This window comes from Nitrososphaerales archaeon (assembly GCA_025058425.1).
Classification (GTDB): domain Archaea; phylum Thermoproteota; class Nitrososphaeria; order Nitrososphaerales; family JANXEG01; genus JANXEG01.
Window position 1 is genome coordinate 1 of sequence record JANXEG010000022.1, and the last position, 20,768, is coordinate 20,768.

General features: G+C 40.1%; 22 protein-coding genes and 1 tRNA gene. 9 read left to right on the forward strand and 14 right to left on the reverse strand.

What is annotated here, in order from left to right:
- The 3 genes from NZ896_03475 to NZ896_03485 all read right to left on the reverse strand — a co-directional run.
- A partial coding sequence (locus NZ896_03475) for an SDR family NAD(P)-dependent oxidoreductase (GenBank protein ID MCS7116512.1) occupies positions 1-225 on the reverse strand: 225 nt, incomplete at its 3' end.
- Between the two features lie 417 nt (positions 226-642).
- Positions 643-1,740, reverse strand: coding sequence for a DUF1464 family protein (locus tag NZ896_03480; protein ID MCS7116513.1), 1,098 nt, complete (start codon positions 1,738-1,740; stop codon positions 643-645).
- A 477-nt stretch (positions 1,741-2,217) separates the two neighbouring features.
- Positions 2,218-2,320 (reverse strand) — tRNA-Thr (locus NZ896_03485).
- A 79-nt stretch (positions 2,321-2,399) separates the two neighbouring features.
- Between NZ896_03485 and cobO the strand changes: the two genes are divergently transcribed.
- The 3 genes from cobO (at position 2,400) to NZ896_03500 (ending at position 5,412) form a co-directional block, all read left to right on the forward strand.
- Entirely contained in the window at positions 2,400-2,951 is a 552-nt protein-coding gene (cobO, locus tag NZ896_03490) for a cob(I)yrinic acid a,c-diamide adenosyltransferase (protein MCS7116514.1), read from the forward strand.
- A gap of 76 nt (positions 2,952-3,027) precedes the next feature.
- On the forward strand, positions 3,028-3,963 hold the full coding sequence (gene trxB, locus NZ896_03495) for a thioredoxin-disulfide reductase (GenBank protein MCS7116515.1): 936 nt from the start codon (positions 3,028-3,030) through the stop codon (positions 3,961-3,963).
- Positions 3,964-4,092: 129 nt separating this feature from the next.
- A complete protein-coding gene (locus NZ896_03500) occupies positions 4,093-5,412 on the forward strand; it encodes an SLC13 family permease (GenBank protein ID MCS7116516.1) in 1,320 nt (439 codons plus the stop codon).
- A 35-nt stretch (positions 5,413-5,447) separates the two neighbouring features.
- Here the strand turns inward: NZ896_03500 and NZ896_03505 are convergent, their stop codons facing one another.
- The 7 genes from NZ896_03505 to NZ896_03535 all read right to left on the reverse strand — a co-directional run bounded on the left by NZ896_03505 (position 5,448) and on the right by NZ896_03535 (position 11,754).
- A complete protein-coding gene (locus NZ896_03505; GenBank protein MCS7116517.1) occupies positions 5,448-6,356 on the reverse strand; it encodes a CoA ester lyase in 909 nt (302 codons plus the stop codon).
- Positions 6,357-6,369: 13 nt separating this feature from the next.
- Complete coding sequence (locus tag NZ896_03510) at positions 6,370-7,266, reverse strand: succinate--CoA ligase subunit alpha (protein MCS7116518.1); 897 nt, start codon at positions 7,264-7,266, stop codon at positions 6,370-6,372.
- 6 nt (positions 7,267-7,272) lie between these two features.
- The gene (locus NZ896_03515) at positions 7,273-7,557 is read right to left on the reverse strand and encodes a hypothetical protein (protein ID MCS7116519.1); all 285 of its coding nucleotides are present in this window, start codon (positions 7,555-7,557) and stop codon (positions 7,273-7,275) included.
- A gap of 4 nt (positions 7,558-7,561) precedes the next feature.
- Entirely contained in the window at positions 7,562-8,827 is a 1,266-nt protein-coding gene (locus tag NZ896_03520) for an acetate--CoA ligase family protein (protein MCS7116520.1), read from the reverse strand.
- 124 nt (positions 8,828-8,951) lie between these two features.
- The gene (locus NZ896_03525; protein MCS7116521.1) at positions 8,952-10,184 is read right to left on the reverse strand and encodes a threonine synthase; all 1,233 of its coding nucleotides are present in this window, start codon (positions 10,182-10,184) and stop codon (positions 8,952-8,954) included.
- A 56-nt stretch (positions 10,185-10,240) separates the two neighbouring features.
- The gene (locus NZ896_03530; GenBank protein MCS7116522.1) at positions 10,241-11,200 is read right to left on the reverse strand and encodes a zinc metalloprotease HtpX; all 960 of its coding nucleotides are present in this window, start codon (positions 11,198-11,200) and stop codon (positions 10,241-10,243) included.
- Between the two features lie 203 nt (positions 11,201-11,403).
- Positions 11,404-11,754 (reverse strand): 4Fe-4S binding protein, encoded by a 351-nt coding sequence (locus NZ896_03535; protein MCS7116523.1) that lies wholly within the window; start codon positions 11,752-11,754, stop codon positions 11,404-11,406.
- Between the two features lie 152 nt (positions 11,755-11,906).
- On the opposite strand from NZ896_03535, the gene mptA reads away from it, so the two are divergent.
- The 4 genes from mptA to NZ896_03555 are packed head-to-tail and all read left to right on the forward strand — an operon-like array spanning position 11,907 to position 15,327.
- Positions 11,907-12,875: a GTP cyclohydrolase MptA gene (mptA, locus tag NZ896_03540; protein ID MCS7116524.1), complete on the forward strand. Its 969-nt coding sequence runs from the start codon at positions 11,907-11,909 to the stop codon at positions 12,873-12,875.
- Positions 12,859-13,263, forward strand: a complete 405-nt coding sequence (locus NZ896_03545; protein MCS7116525.1) for a dihydroneopterin aldolase family protein — start codon at positions 12,859-12,861, stop codon at positions 13,261-13,263. Before mptA ends, NZ896_03545 begins: the two co-directional genes overlap by 17 nt.
- A 55-nt stretch (positions 13,264-13,318) precedes the next feature.
- Positions 13,319-14,755, forward strand: coding sequence for an MBL fold metallo-hydrolase (locus tag NZ896_03550; protein MCS7116526.1), 1,437 nt, complete (start codon positions 13,319-13,321; stop codon positions 14,753-14,755).
- 41 nt (positions 14,756-14,796) lie between these two features.
- Positions 14,797-15,327, forward strand: a complete 531-nt coding sequence (locus tag NZ896_03555) for a GIY-YIG nuclease family protein (protein MCS7116527.1) — start codon at positions 14,797-14,799, stop codon at positions 15,325-15,327.
- A 60-nt stretch (positions 15,328-15,387) separates the two neighbouring features.
- Here NZ896_03555 and NZ896_03560 read toward each other — a convergent pair whose 3' ends face one another.
- On the reverse strand, positions 15,388-15,735 hold the full coding sequence (locus NZ896_03560; GenBank protein MCS7116528.1) for an autoantigen p27 domain-containing protein: 348 nt from the start codon (positions 15,733-15,735) through the stop codon (positions 15,388-15,390).
- 207 nt (positions 15,736-15,942) lie between these two features.
- Between NZ896_03560 and NZ896_03565 the strand changes: the two genes are divergently transcribed.
- Positions 15,943-17,202: a Clp1/GlmU family protein gene (locus tag NZ896_03565; protein MCS7116529.1), complete on the forward strand. Its 1,260-nt coding sequence runs from the start codon at positions 15,943-15,945 to the stop codon at positions 17,200-17,202.
- A gap of 63 nt (positions 17,203-17,265) precedes the next feature.
- On the opposite strand, the gene NZ896_03570 is transcribed toward NZ896_03565, so the two are convergent.
- The 3 genes from NZ896_03570 to NZ896_03580 form a co-directional block, all read right to left on the reverse strand.
- Entirely contained in the window at positions 17,266-17,613 is a 348-nt protein-coding gene (locus NZ896_03570; protein ID MCS7116530.1) for a hypothetical protein, read from the reverse strand.
- A gap of 163 nt (positions 17,614-17,776) precedes the next feature.
- The gene (locus tag NZ896_03575; GenBank protein MCS7116531.1) at positions 17,777-18,199 is read right to left on the reverse strand and encodes an arsenate reductase ArsC; all 423 of its coding nucleotides are present in this window, start codon (positions 18,197-18,199) and stop codon (positions 17,777-17,779) included.
- Positions 18,200-18,318: 119 nt separating this feature from the next.
- Positions 18,319-19,194 (reverse strand): MBL fold metallo-hydrolase, encoded by an 876-nt coding sequence (locus NZ896_03580; GenBank protein ID MCS7116532.1) that lies wholly within the window; start codon positions 19,192-19,194, stop codon positions 18,319-18,321.
- A gap of 142 nt (positions 19,195-19,336) precedes the next feature.
- Here NZ896_03580 and NZ896_03585 point away from each other — a divergent pair, with 142 nt between their 5' ends.
- Positions 19,337-20,596 (forward strand): MBL fold metallo-hydrolase, encoded by a 1,260-nt coding sequence (locus NZ896_03585; protein MCS7116533.1) that lies wholly within the window; start codon positions 19,337-19,339, stop codon positions 20,594-20,596.
- Positions 20,597-20,768 lie beyond the last annotated feature (172 nt).

The following is a 20,768-nucleotide window of genomic DNA, read 5'->3' on the forward strand; positions in this document are numbered from 1 at the left end:
ATCGCTATTTACAGATACATCCCCTTGTATAGCCAATGCTCTACTACCGATTAAAGAGACTTCATTCGCTACCCTTTGTGCACTTTCAAGATGTGCTGCATTAATAACTACGTTCGCCCCCTCTTTCGCGAATAATAATGCTATCTCTCTACCTATACCTCTCCCGGCACCAGTAATTATTGCAACTTTATCTTTAAGCTTCATTACGATGAACTTAATGTTCATTATATATAAATGTAATTCTTGATATGAGCCACACCTATATGCAAATCATCAGAATGATTTTTGTGAAGACCCTCACCTTTACTTCGTCAAAGAGAAATACATTCATTCTTTATCACTGATGAAGGTACTCGCAATATCATCTTAACATTAACATCCATAACTTATGCTACTTAACCTCTGCCACTCTGCCACTTATTACTCTATACTGCTGAATATATTCTCTTAACCTCTTACTTCAAGGTTTGAAATGATAGAAACGCATCACCTTTATAACCTTAATAAAGGTATAACCGTCCCTAACAAGTGGAGAATTAAATGATTTTAAATGAAAGGATATTTGCACTTCTCTACACAAGTTTTTGGCGAGCTTCTTATAGATTCGTTATTGATGATGACGAATCTATAAAGTTCTTTATATCACATCTTCATCGCCTTTAACTTTCTTTTTATTACTTCACTTGCATCAAAGTTGGGCCAACGTATATAGTCTAACACGGTGCCCTTTGCACCTCTTAACTCAAGTACATCGACCATTTCTTTATATGTGCCATTGGCCAGACCACTGGCAATAAGGGCAGCACCTTGGGCTGCTTCCTTACTCTTTGTTGAATAACCTTTAACTCTCCTAACTGGGAGGTTAAACCTCTCTAACTTTTTGACCAAACTCTCATACAATTTTGGAATTCTAGTAAGGCGTCCTGAGAGGAGAATTTCTTTTGGTTCGCCCTTAAAAACTGTAAGTTCTGCTGCAACGACCTTTGTAACGCCTTCGACGAAGCTATTCCATGCGCTAGCAAAGTTATCTTCACTTAATCTTTCGGCGAATTCTTCCGGCTGCTTTAGATCTTTTGTAATATAAGCTATACCTCCACATGCGAGCTCTTCCTCAGTAAAACTCCCCAACGTATGAATCAATTCCAAGTCCATAGCACCTATGGTAAGGTATCCCGGGCTTGGGAAGGATGTACCACCGATACCATCGATTATCTTGCCCTGCTCAACAGCCATGGCAGCATTAAATCCAAAGCCCAATTCTACTACTATGAAGTTTGCGTCCCGATAATCTCTATTATGTCTATTCATATGGTCCCAGAGTGCAAGAGCGGCGATACATGTCTTATCCGCCGTACCCATGTCCACTTTGTTAAATTTACGATATGCTGGTACGGTAGGGAGTTGAATGACGCTCGGGATAAAGTAAACGTTTAAATTAAGATCTTTAAGCATCTTTATGAACCTTCTAATAGCGATATCGACTTCCGTATTCTTACCTAAAGTCGCTTCGGCAAGTTTTAGATCGGTCATTTCAGATATATGTGTTACAGGCAAACCCATGGCAGAGGGGCCGACGATTACATCAGCATTCGCCTCTTTAGTAACTTTGACGAGGCTATCTGGCGACTTGGCTGCAACGTGAGTTGGTACAGAAACTTCGTAAATAGCGACTCTCCTTTCATCATCCAAACAACAAAAATCGAAAGTACTCGTGCCAGGATCTATACCTAATGCTCTCATAAGCTAAAGATCATTACATCTACTTATAAAGTTTACAATAAATTCCTTATTAGAATTACAATTAAAATGATTAAACCTTGCGTTAATACACTTAACAAGATCAAAACTCTCTATTTGAAGATCTTTTTCACACTTTACACTTGCACAAAAACACCCTTTCCTTCATTCTATCCGATATTGTTGAAGATTGGCCTTTAATCAAACCATCTCCCATAAGTCAGATTATTGCCTAGAAATATTCTACCAAGGCAGAGATTTTAAAGGTAATCCAAATACCATAGATCGAATCTAGATAAGCTAATATGCCAGATCTTTTGGGTAAAAGAACCATCTTTGGTACTAAGATGTCTTATCGTGAACAATCTTTTGTGGCCTCTTTTCTAATGGTGTATTTAACCGAACCTTTTATCGGCATCATGTATATCTACATCATACCAAACTTTAAGAAGGAGATCGTTGATCTCGATTAAATGTTAGAGCCTCGGGCGGGCTTCGAACCCGCGACCTCTGCCTCTTTGTCAATTTTACCAAGGCAACGCTTTCTGTGACTGAAGCCTCTACCAGGCTGAGCTACCGAGGCTCACTATGACTATAGATTTAGATAGTTTTTAAGTGTTATTAAATATTAATGCCATCTATTGATCCTAGGATGATATTTGATGAGGAATTCTAAGGCGTGTAAGGGGAGAAGGGGTTTCGTCATCGTGTATACAGGCGATGGTAAAGGGAAGACCACGGCTGCTCTGGGTTTAGCACTTCGCGCAATCGGTCATGACCTAAAGGTTTTAATGATTCAATTTATAAAGGGAAGGTGGAATTATGGAGAGTTAAAGAGTGCGAAGAGGTTAAGCCCCAATTTCGAGATAGTAACGATGGGCAGGGGTTATGTAAGGAAAGATGATAAAGTAGAGTTCGAAAAACATAAAGTCGCTGCGAAAGAAGCTTTAGAGTTTTCGAAAGAGAAACTCATCTCAGGTAAGTATGATGTTGTAATCCTGGACGAAATCAACTACGCTCAAAACCTTCAACTGATCAGTGTGGAGGATATCTTAGATCTAATCCGTTCGAAGCCACCCTCTATAACCCTCGTTTTGACTGGAAATTATGCCCACCCCTCTATCTTGGAAGTGGCAGATCTAGTTACTGAAATGAGGATGATCAAGCATCCTTACCAGAGGGGGATAAAAGGAGAAAAGGGGATTGATTATTAACTTTAACTTTCAACAAGTGGCTTTGTGGTGGCGATTATTCTTTTTAAATTTATAAGCTAGTCAAGTAGATTATGATTTGAGTGTATTGAAGAGGGTCATCATCATAGGCTCTGGCCCCGCTGGCTTAACCGCTGCCATCTACGTTGCACGGGGAGGTCTGGAACCTTTAGTAATCAGTGGTAGCACACCCGGTGGGCAGCTGGTGCTCACTACAGAGGTGGAGAACTACCCTGGCTTCGAAACAGGGATTTTAGGGCCCGAGTTGATAGAGAGGATGAGGAGGCAGGCGGAGAGGTTCGGTGCAAAGTTTGTGGATGGTGATGCTACCAAGGTCGACTTTTCTAAACGCCCCTTCAAAGTCTGGGTCGGTGAAGATGTGTACGAAGGTGATGCAGTAATAATCGCCACAGGTGCTTCGGCCAAATGGTTAGGCTTAGAATCTGAGCAGAGGTTAAGAGGGAGGGGTGTTTCTTCATGTGCGACTTGTGATGGTTTCTTCTTCGCTGGTAAGGATGTTGTTGTAGTGGGTGGTGGTGATACCGCTTTAGAGGAGGCCCTATTCTTAACAAAATTCGTAAAGAGCGTTACCATCGTCCATAGAAGAGATACTTTGAGGGCTTCAAAGATCCTACAAGATAGAGCATTCAGTAATGAGAAGATTAAGTTTAGATGGAATAGTGAAGTGGTAGAGATTTTGGGTAAAGATAGGGTCGTGGGTGTAAGATTAAAGAATGTGAAGACGGGTGAGTTATCTGAATTAAAGTGTGATGGGGTATTCATAGCGATAGGTCATAAACCGAATACAGAATTATTTAAGGGTCAGATCGAATTAAATAACGAAGGTTATGTAGTCGTTAAGGAGGGAACTTATGGAACTTCTACCAGCGTAGAAGGTGTATTTGTAGCTGGCGATGCATACGATTATAAATATAGGCAAGCTATAACCGCCGCTGCCTCAGGTTGTAAAGCTGCCATCGATGCAATACACTATCTTGAAGCTAAAGATCCATAACTCAATTAAAGTTTTGAAATCGATATCGTTCTAAAAGCTTCGAATCATCTAATGTTATAGAGAATTAAGGGCAAAAGAGTATTGATTTATATCACTCAAATGTGCGAAAAATATAAAAAATAGAGCTGGTTGGAATCTCTTAAAATGTTAGAATCTATACAACTAATAGCATTATTAATCTTCATAATAACGATAAGCTTTGTAATATGGGGTAAGGTCGATCGTACCATCGTTGCACTTATCGGAGTAATCCTTATGGTCGTTACCGGTGTTATGGATGAAGTACATGCCTTTCAGTTCGTAGATTGGAATGTCATCGCGATTCTTATAGGTATATGGATAATTGCAGGTTACTTCGCCAAGACCGGTATTCCAGAGTATCTAGCAATAAAGGCTTTTAAAATTTCGAAGAGAGATTTAGCGATCTTCGTAACCTTATTGGGCATAATTTCAGGATTCGTATCTATGTTTGTAGATAATGTAGTAGTAATATTGATGTTCGCACCTATGATCTTTCACATCACCAATAAACTCAATTTAGACCCATTCCCCTGTATTATATTCGTAGGGCTATGCGCAAACTTCATGGGTACCGCGTTACTACTTGGAGATCTACCCCCACAAATGCTACATTCAGTAACGGGCATCGAATTTTTAGGATTCGTCTGGTTTCAAAATAAACCTAGTTCATTCCCGATCCTCACCCTTACCTTTATTCCTACGATCCTCTTCTTCTATACATCAAAATTCAAGAAGGCTTTTACAAAGATAAGTATCGAATCTTTAGGAGATTCTTACATTAGGGATAAGAGGTTCGCGATCATCAACATCTCTATATTCATAGGTACGATAGTAGCGATGTCGTTAAGAGAGTTTCTTGGTGTAAAGCTTGGGTTTATCGCGATAGCTGGTGCCGTAACCTTGATTTTGGTATTGGAATTTTTGAAGGAAAGAAATCTCGTAGATTGTCCCAATTTTGACGATGTACTATCTTCATTGGATTGGAAAGCGATATTCTTCTACGCCTCTCTCTTCTCACTCGTAGGGGGATTGGAGCACGTAGGAATATTAGAAATGTTGGCAGAAGCCCTTAAGCAGTACTTTACATCTACCTTTTTAGGTGTAAGTATACTTTATTGGGTAACAACCCCCATCGTTGGTGTAGTCGAGCATGATGCCTACATTCTTACATTTCTTTATATTATCAAAGATTTGGCAAAATTCGGTATAGATCCTTGGCCCTACTGGTGGGCTTTGGTATGGTCTGGTACGCTCGGTAGTAATTTGACTATGGCTGGCGCTCCCGCACTCTACGTGGCTATGAGGGTTTATGAAAAGAATACTGGACGAAAAGCATCGTTAAGAGAATTCTTTAGTTACACTGTACCATTCACGATCATTTCTTCCCTGATCTGCTACCTCTTGTTGATATTAGTATGGGTATTTTGAACCCAATTAAAATTTGATTTATCGCTCATAAAAACTTATAGGGTGGTTTTAGACCTTTCTTTTCTAATTCGCTCTTTCTCTTCTATCGCTTTTGCCATCTCAAGTATCGCTTTTAATCCATCATATGTGGCTATATCGACCATTTTACCACGAAACTCTATAGCTGCTCTACCTTCTTGCATAGCCTTCTCAAATACCATGCAGGCTTCCTTTGCGTATCGAATATCCTCATCCGATGGTCTATAAACCTGATTCGCGATTTCAACCTGGCTCGGGTGTATCAACATTCTACCTTCCATTCCAAACTGCTTACCAATCTCACAATCCTTTCTAAAACCTTCAAGGTCTCCAATATCCGGATACGGATAATCGATCGCTATTATACCAGCGGCCCTCGCAGCTTGGCCTATCCTCATCCTCGGATAGAGGCTCTCCAAAGCCTCTTTCGTCATCTTCACACGCATATCTCTTGTATAATCCACAGCACCATATGCGATAGAGTTGACCCTCGGGCTCGCGGTCGCTGCTTCATATACGAATTCTAAACCTTTGGCCGTTTCAATAAGAAGTTGTATCGCTATGGGCTTTTTGATACCTCTTTGCTTCTCTAACTCTTCGAGCTTCTTCTCCAACCTCTTTACTTGCTCAGCACCTTCACACTTCGGTAAGCATACACCATCGAGCCCCTCTTGAACAACGGCATCCAAATCCTCTTCAGTAAGTCCGGTAAGCCAACCATTTACCCTTACATAAACATCGGTCCCACTTAACTCCTTTATCCTTTTGATTGAATCCTTCACCATGAATCTTGCGGTCTCTTTCTCAGCTGGTGGTACAGAATCTTCCAAATCTAAAGTGATGACGTCCGCAGGTATCGTAGGTGCTTTTTCGATAAATCTCCAATTATTACCAGGTACATAAAATACAGACCTCATTACCACCATATTCTCACCATCTTCACTTACCCAATACATACTTAAGCGTTGGAATTATCTCCTCAGGTCGGTTAACTACATAGGCTCCAACACTTTTAAGTGTTTCTATCTTACTCTTCGCACTACCCCTTCCATGTTCGATGATACTACTGGCATGTGAAAATCTCATACCCTCTGGAGCCCATGCGCCTGCGATGTATATCACAAATGGCTTTGTGAACTCTCCCCTTCTGATGACTTCTGCAGCCTCTTCTTCATGTAGACCACCGATCTCTCCAAAGGCTACAACGGCCCTCGTCTCTTCGTCTTTTTCAAATAAAGGCAATATATCACCAAAGGACATGCCCACGATCGGCTCGGTACCAACATGTATAGCGGTACTCACACCGAATCCCGCCTGTTTAAGTATCCAGGGGATCGTACTTGCTTGTCCACCACTTCTCGATAGAACACCGATGTCACCGGGCTTGAATACTACTCGCGCTCTCTCCGCAGTCCCTCCGAGCCAACCCGCCGCTGCTTTACCGGGGCTAATGATCCCTATCGAGCCTGGGCCGAGTAACTTTGCACCTTTACGCTTTGCAAATGCTACCATCTCCATTATATCATGCAAAGGAACTCGCTCAACGGGCATAACGATGAATTTTATATCACATTCTAAAGCTTCCATTACCGCATCTTTGAGGAAAGGTCCAGGTACGAATGTAACGCTACAATCTATCGGTCCATGATGCTTAATCGCCTGCTCTACAGTATCATATACAGGCACACCCGCTTCCGTAGTCCCTCCTCTACCAGGTGTAACACCAGCAACGACTTTAGTACCATAATTCTTCATGAAGAGCGCTCGTGCAGACCCTTCTCTACCGGTTATGCCCTGTATCAATACAGTAGTCTTTTCATCTAAAAGTATCGCCATAACCCTTCACACCATATACTTCCTTTTATACTCATCGAGCCCCTTTATCGGCACTTCTATCCTTATAGCCTTTAAACCCCTGAACCAACATTCATATTCACATGCCAAACATTCGGTACCCAACCGTTTCACCTCCTCAGGGCTTATCAAGATCGCTGGCTTACCACCTCTTAACCTCAATATACCACGATCGTAAAGGCTACAACCTTTTATACACGCCTTTGTCTTACATTCAAGACATTTACTGTCATCGATTATCACTTTAATCGTCTGTTCTTCAAATTCGAGCATAACTTTAACCACCTCTTATGCCCCTTTCTTTTCTATATTCATCGATGAGCGCCCTCATTCTTTGGGCGATGAAGTCGGTATCGTATACATGTTCACTACCATATATCTCAAGGCGTATCGGTAAATCTCTTAACCCTTCTTTTAATATTTCAATCGATTCTTCCTCCTTATTACCACATATAAGGATCAAGACGGGGAATCCAGGTTTATTAGCCAACTCTTCTCTTAACGCTTTTACAATAGCGTGCGCATGGTGCCATTGCTCTTGATTCGCAATTACAAAGCCTCCAAGCATATACCCTTCGATACCGGGTTGTGAAAGTATAATCTTTGCGATTCGATAAATTTTGGCAGCTGTAGGATTACCACTTGTATCGGCATAATTCGCAATCTTCAATCCATAACGATTCAATGCATCGACACCTAAAATCGCCCCTCCACCACCGATCCCATGGTAACCTATGTATCCAGGCTCTTTAATCTCTTTAACCATCTGCATGAAGTAACCAACACCTCTATAATCGTTCTTCTCAACACTCCATGCGATTTTATCTAACTCGGTTGGAGGTTTATTCATCTCTCGAGCGATCTCAATTTCAAGTTCAGGATGGCGGTATACGGAAGAATCATCTATAGTTATACGACAATCGGCTGCACATATCTTATTATCCTTCGTTAATACCAATGGGTTTATCTCAGCTACACGAGCATCGTACTTTCTAAAGACTTCATATATGCCACAGATCGCTGTACTTAAAGGCCTCAACAGATCATTCGAAATACCACATCTTAAGGCGAGGTTAAAAGCATCGTAGACTTTGACACCTCTAAATATATCCACAACCATGCGGGCGATCTTTTCAGGATGCTCTTTAGCTATCTCTTCAATATCCACGCCACCTTCGCTACTGAATATCAATACAGGTGCTCTGACCTCACGAGAAGTATCGATGATGACACCCGTGTAAAATTCCCTTTGTATATCTAACTTCTCTTCGACCAACACCTTTTCCACCGGATTCCCCTTAATCTCCTTGCCTAGTAGCTCTCTCGCAAACCCTTCCGCCTCTTGAGGACTGTTAGCGAATTTTATCCCACCAGCTTTGAAGCGGCCCGTTACCCAAACCTGTGCTTTAACCACTACGGGCTTTCCGATCTTCTCTGCAATAACTCTTGCTTCTTCGGGTGTCGATGCAACACCACCTTCAGGGATCGGTACTCCTACATTCTTCAATAGTTGCTTACCTTGATACTCGTAGAGCCGAACCATACCAAAATTGATTTTCTAACTATATTTAAATTTTTTTTAATTTGTTCTTTTTTTTTTTAAATCAAAAAATTAATATTTTTACATGATTTTCGAAATAAAAAACATAAATTAACAATGTTATATTCTAAAAATTAGAAAATTGAATTTTTACAAAAAAGGTTTGCAAGATATTGTTAAGTTCATCTATTGAGTTAGCTTCGAAAGGCTTACCGATCATTGGTGATATACTCTTAATATCCTTAAGCCCCGATCCCGTAACCACACATACGATCTTTTCATCTTCTTCGATACGATCGTCTTCGATCAATTTGATGAGCCCAGCTATCGATGCTGCTCCAGCCGGTTCTGCAAAGATTCCTGTATATTTGGCAAGTAAGATCTGTGCTCTAAGCATTTCATCATCTGAAACAGATTCGGCGAAGCCCTTCGATTCACGCAGTAATTTAAGAACTCTAACTCCACTTGGAGGATCGGGATTCGATATGGCGTGTGCGATGGTTCGGGATTTATCGAATGGTCGAATCTTATCGTAACCATTCTTAAAAGCACTCACTATAGGTGAGCAACCTTCAGCCTGTATGGCGATCAATTGAGGTAGCTCATTTATCAACCCTAATTCGTAAAACTCCTTCAAACCCTTCCAATAAGCACTTATATTCCCTCCACTACTTGTCGGGATCAGGATCTTATCTGGTACATTCCAATCGAGTTGTTCACAGATTTCGAAGGATGCTGTCTTCTGACCTTCAACTCTCATTGGAGAGTCCGATTGGACTACATAAAATCCATACTTTACACTTAGCTCGATTGCAAATCTATAAAGTTGTGAATAAGGTACTCCCATACTGATTACAATGGGCGAGTAAACCAGTGTATGGGTGAGCTTTTCTAGAGGTGTGTCTGAGGGGATGAGGATCACACAACCGATACCTGCTCTTGCAGAGTATGCAGCTAAAGATGTAGCCATATTTCCCGTAGATGCACAGATAACGAATCTTGCACCTATGTCGATCGCTTTAGATACTCCAACACTACTCCCTCTATCCTTAAATGAATATGTGGGATTTCTCGTCTCATCTTTGATGAATAAATTTTTAACCTTCAACCTTTCATTCAACCTCTCACTCTTGATAAGAGGGGTCCATCCTTCATCCATAGAGATGATTTTACGTGTAGGAGGTAATAGTTCAATATAGCGCCAAATGTTATATTGGCGATCTTTGAATAACCTACCTTTCTTCAAACTTGAATAGATTCGTTCGTAATCGTACCGGACTTCAAGAGGGTAATCACAAACTTCACAACGATAGATCAGATCATTGAGATTATAACTTTTACCGCATAGTGAACATTCCATCATCATAACTATCGATATTCAGTGTATATAACAAACACAATTTAAAGGTTATAGGTTTAAGCTCCCTGAAGGGCTTTAATTCTCTTAACGATATTCGGATGTGTAGAGAAGAGCTCCATAATTCTATCTGCGATCGTAACCTTTCGTGAAAGGATCTCTCTAACCAATTCGGAATCGGTTCTTGTGAATCTACTCTTTGCTAACAGTACTTCATCTTGATCCGCCCTATCTGGATCACTTATGAATAAAGCTTTAAACGAGCTGAAACCTCCAGTATTACCATGATGTAATTTATACCTTCCCGTCTGCATCGTGATCTTTGCCAATGCCTCCGAAAGCTTTCTACCCCCTTCATCCACATTCCTCACCGCATGCTGATCGGCGTAATACTCTCTCAATCTACTCAAACCCATCACAAAGAGGCTTAAAACCCAGTAGAGTGCCATGGCCGCTATACCTATCAATAGAGCCCCTCCGCCCTCTCTACTCCTCCTTTCATACATGCCTGAAATCATAAGTGAATAACCGATATAGTAGACGATGGCTGGGAGTACTGAAGCGAACATCATTATCTGAACATCCCTATGCTTTAGATGACCGATTTCATGGGCCAATACGGCTTCAACCTCTTCATCCTCTAGAGTCTTCAATAACTCTGTAGTGACAGCAACCCTTCTTCCTGCGATCGGTGATCCATAAGCGAAAGCGTTCGGTATAGGTATATTTGCGATCATAACTTTAGGTATCGGGAATCTCGTCCTTTGGCAGATGCGCCTTACCATGTTGTAAATCTTCGGATTCTCCGCTTCGCTAATCTCTTTTACTCTGTACATCGCATCAATGAGATATGGTGCAATGAGCCATTGGATCAGATTGATTGCAACGACGAAGAAGATCAAGGTGTAAAAGCTTAGGGCATTTACTAAGCTAAGGATTACGGCAAAGAATAGCGTCGATATACCTATGATGAATGCCAATGTCCCGATCATCGATAGATGGAGTTTTAGTATGTGCATAGCGATAATGATAGGAAGGATGGTATGATTTAAATTTTAATTTTCAATTTTATTCCTAACATTCGCTATTTTGATATTAATCTTTAGCACTATATCGCGAATCTTTGTAGAAATTTTAAAAAATTTAATCGTTTAATCAATAATTTTAAATTAATTATTGTTGGTGAATCTGTAAAATCGTCGGAGAATAAAAAAGGTTATTGTTAAGGTGGAAAGACTTTGATAGCCTTTACTGGACATTGTGTTTCACAAGCTAAGCAGAAGATACAATCGCTCTCTCTAACTGGGTCCGATTTCCTCTCAGCCTTTGGTGGTGGTGAATTGGGGTTGATTAGTCGTGGATCGTGGCCCGGTGTTTCAACCCATTCATAAACACCTACTGGACAAACATCTATACATATACCTTCAGCGATACATACATCAAAGTCTACACAGACTGTAGAGCCATGTATACCGAGCCTCTTAGGAGGGTCTACAGGTCCCCATACATCATGGCCTTGATGCTTACCGACCACGGTCCTCTTACTTTTAAAGTCGGGATCTATCGGTGCCATACTATCAGCAGTTAAGAGGGGGTGTGATATTTAAGTAACTCGGTGAGTAAATGATTCTTTATAAAAGGTTTCGATGATATTCAACGATTCTTATGCACCGTTTTAGTAAACTATATACATCAGTCTCTAAGTAAGAGTAGATTTGAGAGAATGTGAAATTACCAGACGTTCACCTAAGAATACCAGAAATTACGATACCTTTGAATAAGGTTGGTGTCGCTTCAGTTAAGATGCCCATCGGTTACCTGTGGTTTGAGAATGTGCAGGTGATGATGCTTCCCGTATTTGAAGCTTATATAGATCTACCTATAAATCTGAAAGGAATAAACGCTTCGAGGAATTATGAAGTCATCATCGAAGTTTTAAGGAGTGAGACGAGGGGTACGAGTAAGTTAGAAAAAGTTTGTGTTTCAATTGCGAAAGAATTATTAAAGAAGCATAGTTATGCTACTCGCTCCGAAGCACGTGCCTATGGTGAGCTTCTATTCAAAAGAACTACTCCAAAGACCCGCATTCGCACATATGAACCATCCGATATCATGGCATCTGCAATAGCTATGAGAATGGATGACGGCTCGATAAATGTAAAGAAATCTATAGGTGTGGGTGTTTTAGGACTTACCGCCTGCCCCTGTGCTCAAGAAGTATTGAAAGAGATTTCTAAGCGTGAGTTAAAAAGGGGATCGAAGATCGATGATGAATTAATTGAAAGATTATTTCAAAAGATGCCTCTAGCTACACATATGCAACGTGCTTACGGTTCTATTCATGTGGAAATCCCTGAAAGTTGTGATATCGATGCCCAAGATCTGGTAAAGATCATCGAAGATTCGATGAGTTCATCTACTTATGGTCTATTGAAGAGGGTCGATGAAGTCGAGGTCATCAAGACGGCTCTGTATAGACCGAGGTTTGCTGAAGATGTTATAAGGTACATGATCGTGAATTTTGTAAATAGATTCCCTGAACTTCCCAATGAAACGCAAGTGACCTTCTATCTTAAAAGTTTGGAGAGTATTCATAAACACGATTTTGTAGCTGAGGTAATCGATAACTTAGGGCATTTAAGAGAGATTTTGAATGCTAATAAGAAAGGGGTTGATTATGAAGGAAGGGATTGAGAGTATTGTACGTAAATACTTTGATCAGAGCTTAACCGATCGCGAAAGGGCGATCTTTGAAGGAGGTATCGCTCTAGGTGCACTCTACCACCAATTCATAGGCATACCTATCTGTAGAGATCGTAAAGTGGTATCGATGTTAGAGAGAGCTATTGAGGAGGTTATGAAGCTTCAACCATATCGGGAGAAGGTAGATGTAAAGATCGATATTAGGAAGATCAAGGGTAGGAAAAGAGATCCATACGATTATGAAGTGTTAAAGGGGAGGCATATAAATGCGAAGTTGACCGTAAAGTATGGGAAAGCTACAGCGGTCGTAGTTATGAAGTATATCGATGAGTTAGATTATACACTTATGTATGTAGAGAAGGTAGAAGAGAGTCCATAAAGTCCATAGGTATAAACTTACATACTTTATTTAACAAATAAAAAGTGAAAAGTGAATGGAGTATAGTACGATCGTAACACTTTATGGAGCGGTCGGAAGGATCGGTGGAAATATTGTACTCATCGAATATAAAGATCGGCCGATCATCATCGATTTTGGAAAGGATTTTAAACAGTATCGTAAGTACTTCGAATTTCCATCCCCTCTACCTACAAGATCTATCACAAGAGAGTTGATAAAGACCGAGATAGTACCACAGATCAGAGATTCAAAGGGTAACATTTTACCCCTATATGAAAAATTTGAAGATGGGCGGTTGATCGAAGAAGAAGGTGAATCACCAGTAAAGGATGTCTTTATTTCTCATGCGCACATGGACCATTCGGGCTTTCTTACACTTTTACGTAAGCAGATAAAGATCCACATGGGAGGTATGGCGAATCTCATCTATTCAACGATGATGATGACGAAGAGGGAGGTGACTTTGGAGAGTAAGCTCTATTGGGATGAATGTGGTAAGGGAGAGCGCATCGCCAGATTGAAGATCGAGCCTTTCCACAGAGGCTCAAAGATCGATATCGATGGTATACAAATCATTCCATACCCTGTCGATCATAGTGTACCGGGTGCGTACGGATTTATCGTACAAACCCCTGATAAAAAGATAGGTTACACGGGCGATTTTAGGATGCATGGACCAGCACATACGTTAACGGAAGATTTTAAGGAAGCCCTTTCAAAAGAGCCCTTGGACCTTCTTATCTGTGAAGGAACGAATATGGGTATTGGTAGAGTGGAGTCTGAGGAGCGTGTTGAGAAAGATGCATACAAACTTATTGAAACATCATTTAAGAGTGGGAATAGACTAGTAATCGTCGAAGTCAGATCTTCCGATATCGATCGTATCATTACCTTCGCCCAAATCGCCAAAGAGCTCGATTCTAAAATAGCGGTAACGCCTCGAATGGGCTACCTCTTATACCAGATTCAAAGATCTGGCTTGGATAGAAGGCTTTTGCGAAGTATACCATCTTTATATAAAGATGTTAAAGTTTTGATGAAGAGTAAGGCACGATTGGAGTGGTGGGAAAAGGATCTGTTGGAGGATCAGAGGATCGAGACGATCGATCATACCGAATTGAAGAGCCCTTCATCCAAAACGATCGTATTAGATTCGGGTCGATTTAACGTATTCGAAGTAACCCCGCCGCCTGGCACACTCTATATACAAAGCATTTCAGAGCATATCGATGAAGAGGAAGAGTTTGGAGAGGAGCGCTTTATAAATGCGATGGCACTCTATGGTATCATCGTCTATCGCCTTCATAGCTCCGGCCACGTAGAGCCTATCGATCTGATCAACTTTATCAATGAAGTGAAGCCTAAAAGATTGATCCCTATTCATACAGAGCATCCGGAAGCATTTTCAGAGATCTTTAAAGGCAAGATGGAAGTTTTGTTGGTCGAAAAAGGTTACCACATAAAATTATGATTATGATGATATAAGAGATGTAGAATAGAGCAGAGTCTGATATGGTACAAAGGTATCCTCTCCAACGTATTGAGGGGAAGGGTATCTACACATTGATAATAGAAGTTTTCAGAGAGATAGAGGTAGAGGTAGGTCGTTTAGGTTGTAAACGATACCCTGCAGGCCTATATACTTATACGGGTTCAGCCTTAGGTCCTAGTAAAAATTCACTATTTAATAGGCTATCTAGACACCTTCGTGTGAAGAAGAGAATCTTTTGGCACATCGACCATTTACTTAAAAGTGGCTTTGTAAAAGTTAAAGCTATCGTATATTCACAGACTGACGAGCCTTATGAGTGTTTAGTCAATCGAATATTGATGGGAAGATCGATAAAACTCCCACATCTGGAAGGGTTTGGGGCGAGTGATTGTATGAAAGGTTGCAGAACTCATTTACTCTATTTTGGAACCCTCAATGATGTAGTAACCTTTGTACACGATGCGTATAGATCGATCGGTCTCGATCCAAAAGTCATTTCTCATGAAGAGTTTCACATATTCAAAAGTGAAGTCGATCGATCTTCAATCTAATTTACTTATTCACTTAATTTCGAATTTTATATTGAATATCATTGAGCATCAATTTACAGTTCAAGAGGGCTTTTCTTTCTCTGCGATCCTTTCCATGATCTGTAAATATTGGAGGAGGAGAGATGCCAATTGTGTTTGCTTCTCTACATTCGCTTCTACCTTTAATTGGTTACTCACTTCTTGAATCTTGGTTATTATAAGATCCTTAAGGTTTGCAACTACTTCACTGAACGATGGGACTTCGAGCTCCATCGGTGATTCTATAGAACCACAGTTGACACATAACGTTCGACCTTTGTACCGGACTTGCACCCCTCCACATTTGATACAAGGCTCCTTGAGTAGGGTCCCTCCCCTCCTCATGAGTTCTACCGCTATATCCATCCTTCGTTTCGTATCTTCAGACAAACTAGATACTTTAACACAAATGCTATATGTAAACTTTAAGATGGAATGATGATAGGAAGAGGGCTGAAGAGTTTATAAGATGATCTCCTTATTTCACCATCTTTTCGAAGCATAACATAATCGATTTATGGATGTGTATAGATACTCTATAATGATCGATAACTACCTACTTCGTTCAACCACCCTTCCCAATAGGATGGTGCAAAGTTGTTAAGTAAGCTCATCACGTTGATGAAGGATGAAGTGTTACTCGTTAAAGGACCTGCTACGGTAAGAGTAAAGAGTGGAGGAGCATCGGTTCTAGGTGCCACTTTAAAGATCGATCACGAAGTTTTAGTTAGGAAGAATAAAGTTTTACCATTTGAGTCGAATGGTGAATCTTCATTTATAGTTACATTGGGGGATGATGGTGATTACAGTGTGGAGTGTGGCGATGTAGGTACTAGAATATGGAAGGATGTGGTGGATAAGGTATTTAAAAACGATCTACCAAAGAGGCTGATATTAATAGGTAAAACAGATTCTGGCAAATCCACTTTGGCGACTTATCTCACTAACATCGCAGTATCAAAAGGTTTGAAGGTAGGTATTGTGGATGGTGATGTAGGGCAGAACGATTTAGGCCCACCGGGTAGTGTGGGTGTTAAAGTTGTGGAGGATTCGATCTTCGATCTACGTGATCTCTCTGCAGAGCGGTTGAACTTTATCGGTGTAACTTCTCCTAGGTATAAATTCGTTGAGAATAGTTTGATGAGTGCGATAAGGGATTTGGTTGAGAGTGTTTCGAAAACCGTGGATTTATGTATAATCAATACAGATGGTTACGTAAGCGAGGGCGGTGTGAACTATAAATTAAATCTGATAGATAATGTGAGGCCCGATTTGATAATCTATTTAAAGAGCCCTGAGGGTGAATCTGAACTTTATACGAAGATCGTTGAACGTTTAGGTGCGGATAGGTTGGTGGTTGCTGAACGATCTAAAAGGTTTGTGAAGAACCGGGTAGAGAGGATCGAAAGGAGGGTGAGGCAGTATCATCGATTTTTAAAGGATGGTAGGAGGATCAAGGTAAATCTCAAATCATTAAAATTGATCTTTTTAGGTAATATGTATAGTATGAATGCGAATCAGGTTAAATTCGAATCTTCTGAGGCTTTTGAAACCTGGAAAAGGGTTGGAGGTGATGGTTCTTTGATCATCAGCCAGGGTATAAATGAAGGTGTGATTAAAGTCTATAATGATTGTAAATTTGTCTTCATAAACCAATCATCTTTACAAGGTATGTTTGTAGCTCTGGGCGTCGATGATTGTGTAAAAGGGTTCGGAATCATCCAAAGAGTATTTCCAACCTTCGATACTTATATACTCACACCGATGAAAGAAAGATTCGATTCGGTCTTTCTCAGTCTGATCAGCCTCGCACCGAATATGACGGAAGAATCCACGATACCTCTCGTATTCGGTTGATCTATCAAGAATATTAAAGATGATGCCCATTCACGCTTTTTGAATCATCTTCATGATTACATCTTACCCGCAACGGTGTATGCTTAACCAAACCTTATAGAATTTATCATTATATTTGATTATGCGTGATTCGTAATTGATAAGATCCTTCGGTTTTATCTGTAAGAATCTTATAATATCTTCAGCCTCATCTTGATCTATACCGATAATTCCCGGGGCTAAGAAGAGTTTATAGTACTTTTCAGGGTAACGTGTAATTACATCTTGATATTTAATATCTGCCTCATGAAGTACTTCTTTGAGTTTTGCGTACTTACTTAAAACTTCATCGTTAAGTATGAATGGTTCGCTCTTTAGCCTCTTACGCCTTATCGCCTTTAGCAGTAATCGCCCCCTTCCCGCTTCTTCCATAAAGCTATCATGGTGATCAAAGTGGTCTGTGATAAATAGATATTACGAAAAATTTAATTTCGTCCATCTCCTGGAGAGAAGGTCTAACGGAGAGATGATCATTTTATAAAATTACCATTATGCATCGTGTAGATTACTCAAATAGCTTTGATCGTATTTATTCCTAATCTTTAGCGGTACGATCTTCAAATCTTTGTGATTCCAATCTTTCTATAAGCTTTAATACCCTTTCCTTTATCATATCCCTAACCCTCCTTGCTTCTTCTAAAGACATCTTAGCCGGATCTGGTATATCCCACTCTTCAACATGTTTAGCATAAACGACCGGGCATAGGGCACTACTACAGACTATTATAACCATTGTAGCTTCTTCTTGAAGTTCTCTTGTCATCAATTTGGGCCTATTGCTACTTATATCTATCCCTTCCTCTAACATGAGTTTGACCGCGTTTGGATTGATACTCTCTGCTATTACCAAGCCAGCGCTTTTTGCTTTCCAACCTTTCGGTGCAAACTTGTTAAAGTAGGCTTCAGCGATCTGACTTCTAAAACTGTTTTCAACACATACAAATAAAATGACCTTCAAAATTTGACACCTTTAATCTATTACTAACTTTCATAATCTAGAAGTTTTCTCTTTTATCTTTTGTGTTAAATATATCAATTTTAAAAAGGTTATGAAGATTTACCTAGCTTTACTCATCTCTATTTTAAATTTCTCAACCTTCTTAAATAGTGAACGATTCCTTGAATGAAGAGATTTATTTCAAACCTCCTTTTATTTACTATCGATTCTATCTTTTTATCCACTTCTAAAATTTTATCGATCAACCGTTCATTATCATCATTCAAATTCTTCGCTATTACCTTCAACCATAATTTGAGCCTTTCTTTATACAAGATGAGATTTTTGGGATCATTCGAGAAATCGTAGTGGGCATAGCATAGTATCTTCGGATTTAAGTTTATGATTCTATCGATCGTTTGAATACTTTTACTGTAATCGAAATTGGGCGGGGGTGTACTTGGAATGACGATACCATCTTCATATATGCCAGCAACATCACCAAGAAATATACAAGATCCGTCAAAGAAGCATAGATGGTGTGGTGAGTGGCCAGGTGCTTCCAACACCCTTACCTTAGCATCACCTAAATTAAAAACAGAACCTTCCTTTCCGACGATTATACTATCGATGGGTATAGGTGTTGGCTTACTGTACCCTTTTGCAGATTCACCAAGTACCGATAAAACACTCTCCCAAAGCTTACTAGGATTTAGTAAATGTGGTAATCCCCTCTCATGAACTATTACCTTTGCATTCGGAAAATTTCTTAACAGTAAGTTTACCCCGCCTGCGTGGTCTAGATGAATATGAGTTATAGCGATGTAATCGATATCAATTCCAAGCTCTTTTAAGATTCTTATAAGATCTTCGGTAACGATATCATAGCCAGCATCGATGATCATCTTCTTTTCATCATTTATGAGATAAACATTTATCGATGGTAAATGTGGGAATTCCGATGGAGGGTTTAGCTTAATCATATATACATTCGATGTAACCCTTTGCACACCCATTCGATAATCGATCTATACGAATCATGCTATTTATCCTTTAATATAAGTCGAATAAAATATCAAATTACCATCTCATCGAGCCTGAGCATAGATTAGAAAATGTTAAAAGATACCTCTTAAAGAGTTAGTATAAGCTAATAGGATGGAAATCAAGGTTTTAGGCGGTGCTAGGGAGGTAGGCAGATCTGCATTCCTTGTGAAGGGTAGTGGAACCTCTATCTTACTAGATTTTGGGGTACTTATTCATACCAAAGAACCGATCTTTCCCATCCATATCCAACGTAGAGATGTGGATGCGGTCCTATTGAGCCATGCACATCTGGACCATTCTGGCGCGATCCCTCTTTTATTCTTTAAGGATCATGTAAAGCTATACACTACAGATTTAACGTCTGAATTAACTAAGTTATTGATCGAGGACTTTTTAAAGGTTTCAGGTTTCTATTTACCATTCGAATATCCCGAACTTAAGAATATGATGAGGAATGTGGTTCATGTTCATTATGATGAGAAGGTGAAGATTGGAGAATTTGAAGTGACATTCTTTGAAGCTGGTCACATAGCTGGTGGTGCTTCTATTATAGTCGAAAATGGGGGAAAGAGGCTGCTCTATACAGGTGATATGAACGCTCATGAAACCCGATTGTTGAGAGGTGCTGTAACCGACTTTGGTGAATTGGATTTTATAATCACTGAAAGTACTTACGCTCTAACAGACCATCCATCTAGAGAAGAAGTTGAACGTGAATTTGTGGAATTTGCGAAAGAGGTTGTGGAGCGTGGTGGAACCCTCCTCGTTCCAGCCTTCGCTGTGGGAAGGTCACAAGAGATTGCCTGTGTGTTAAAATCTGCAAAATTTCCATATCGAATAGCTATGGATGGAATGGCATTAAAGGCGAATGAAATTCACCTTAATCATCCAGAGTATCTACGTGACCCTGAACTCTTGCGCAAGAGTCTTGAAGATGTAGAGTTTATTTCAAGTTGGAGTGAGAGGAGGCGTATCGTAAAAACACCCTCGGTGATCATTTCACCTGCAGGTATGTTGGGAGGGGGTGCTGCCGTATTCTACAATAGTGAAGTCGCTAAAAGTTCTAAAAATGCTATCGCTATTGTATCTTACCAGATAGCAGATACACCGGGCCGTATCCTTCTCGATAAAGGCTTGGCTTTGGTAGATGGCAAATTAAAAAAGGTGAAGGCTGAAATTAGGAGGTTTGACTTTTCTTCACACAGTGGAAGGGCGGAGTTATTTGAGATGTTCGAAAAGATTAAAGGAGCTCCAAAGGTTATTACGATACATGGCGAGGAAATTGCTTGTGTAAAGTTTGCGGAAGAGTTAAGAGAAAGGTTTGGTCTAGAAGCTGTAGCACCTAAGCCGGGAGATACATTTACCGTATAGCTGTAGATTTGTAGTATTAACTTCTAATTAACTTCTAATTCTGATATTGACAATTAAAACTCTTTAATCTCAATTTTAACATTCTTTAACAAATTTTCAGCTTCTTCAGGTGTCGTCACATAAGTGTATAATAACTTTGGAGTTCTGAGCTTTAACTTCACCTTATTCTCCC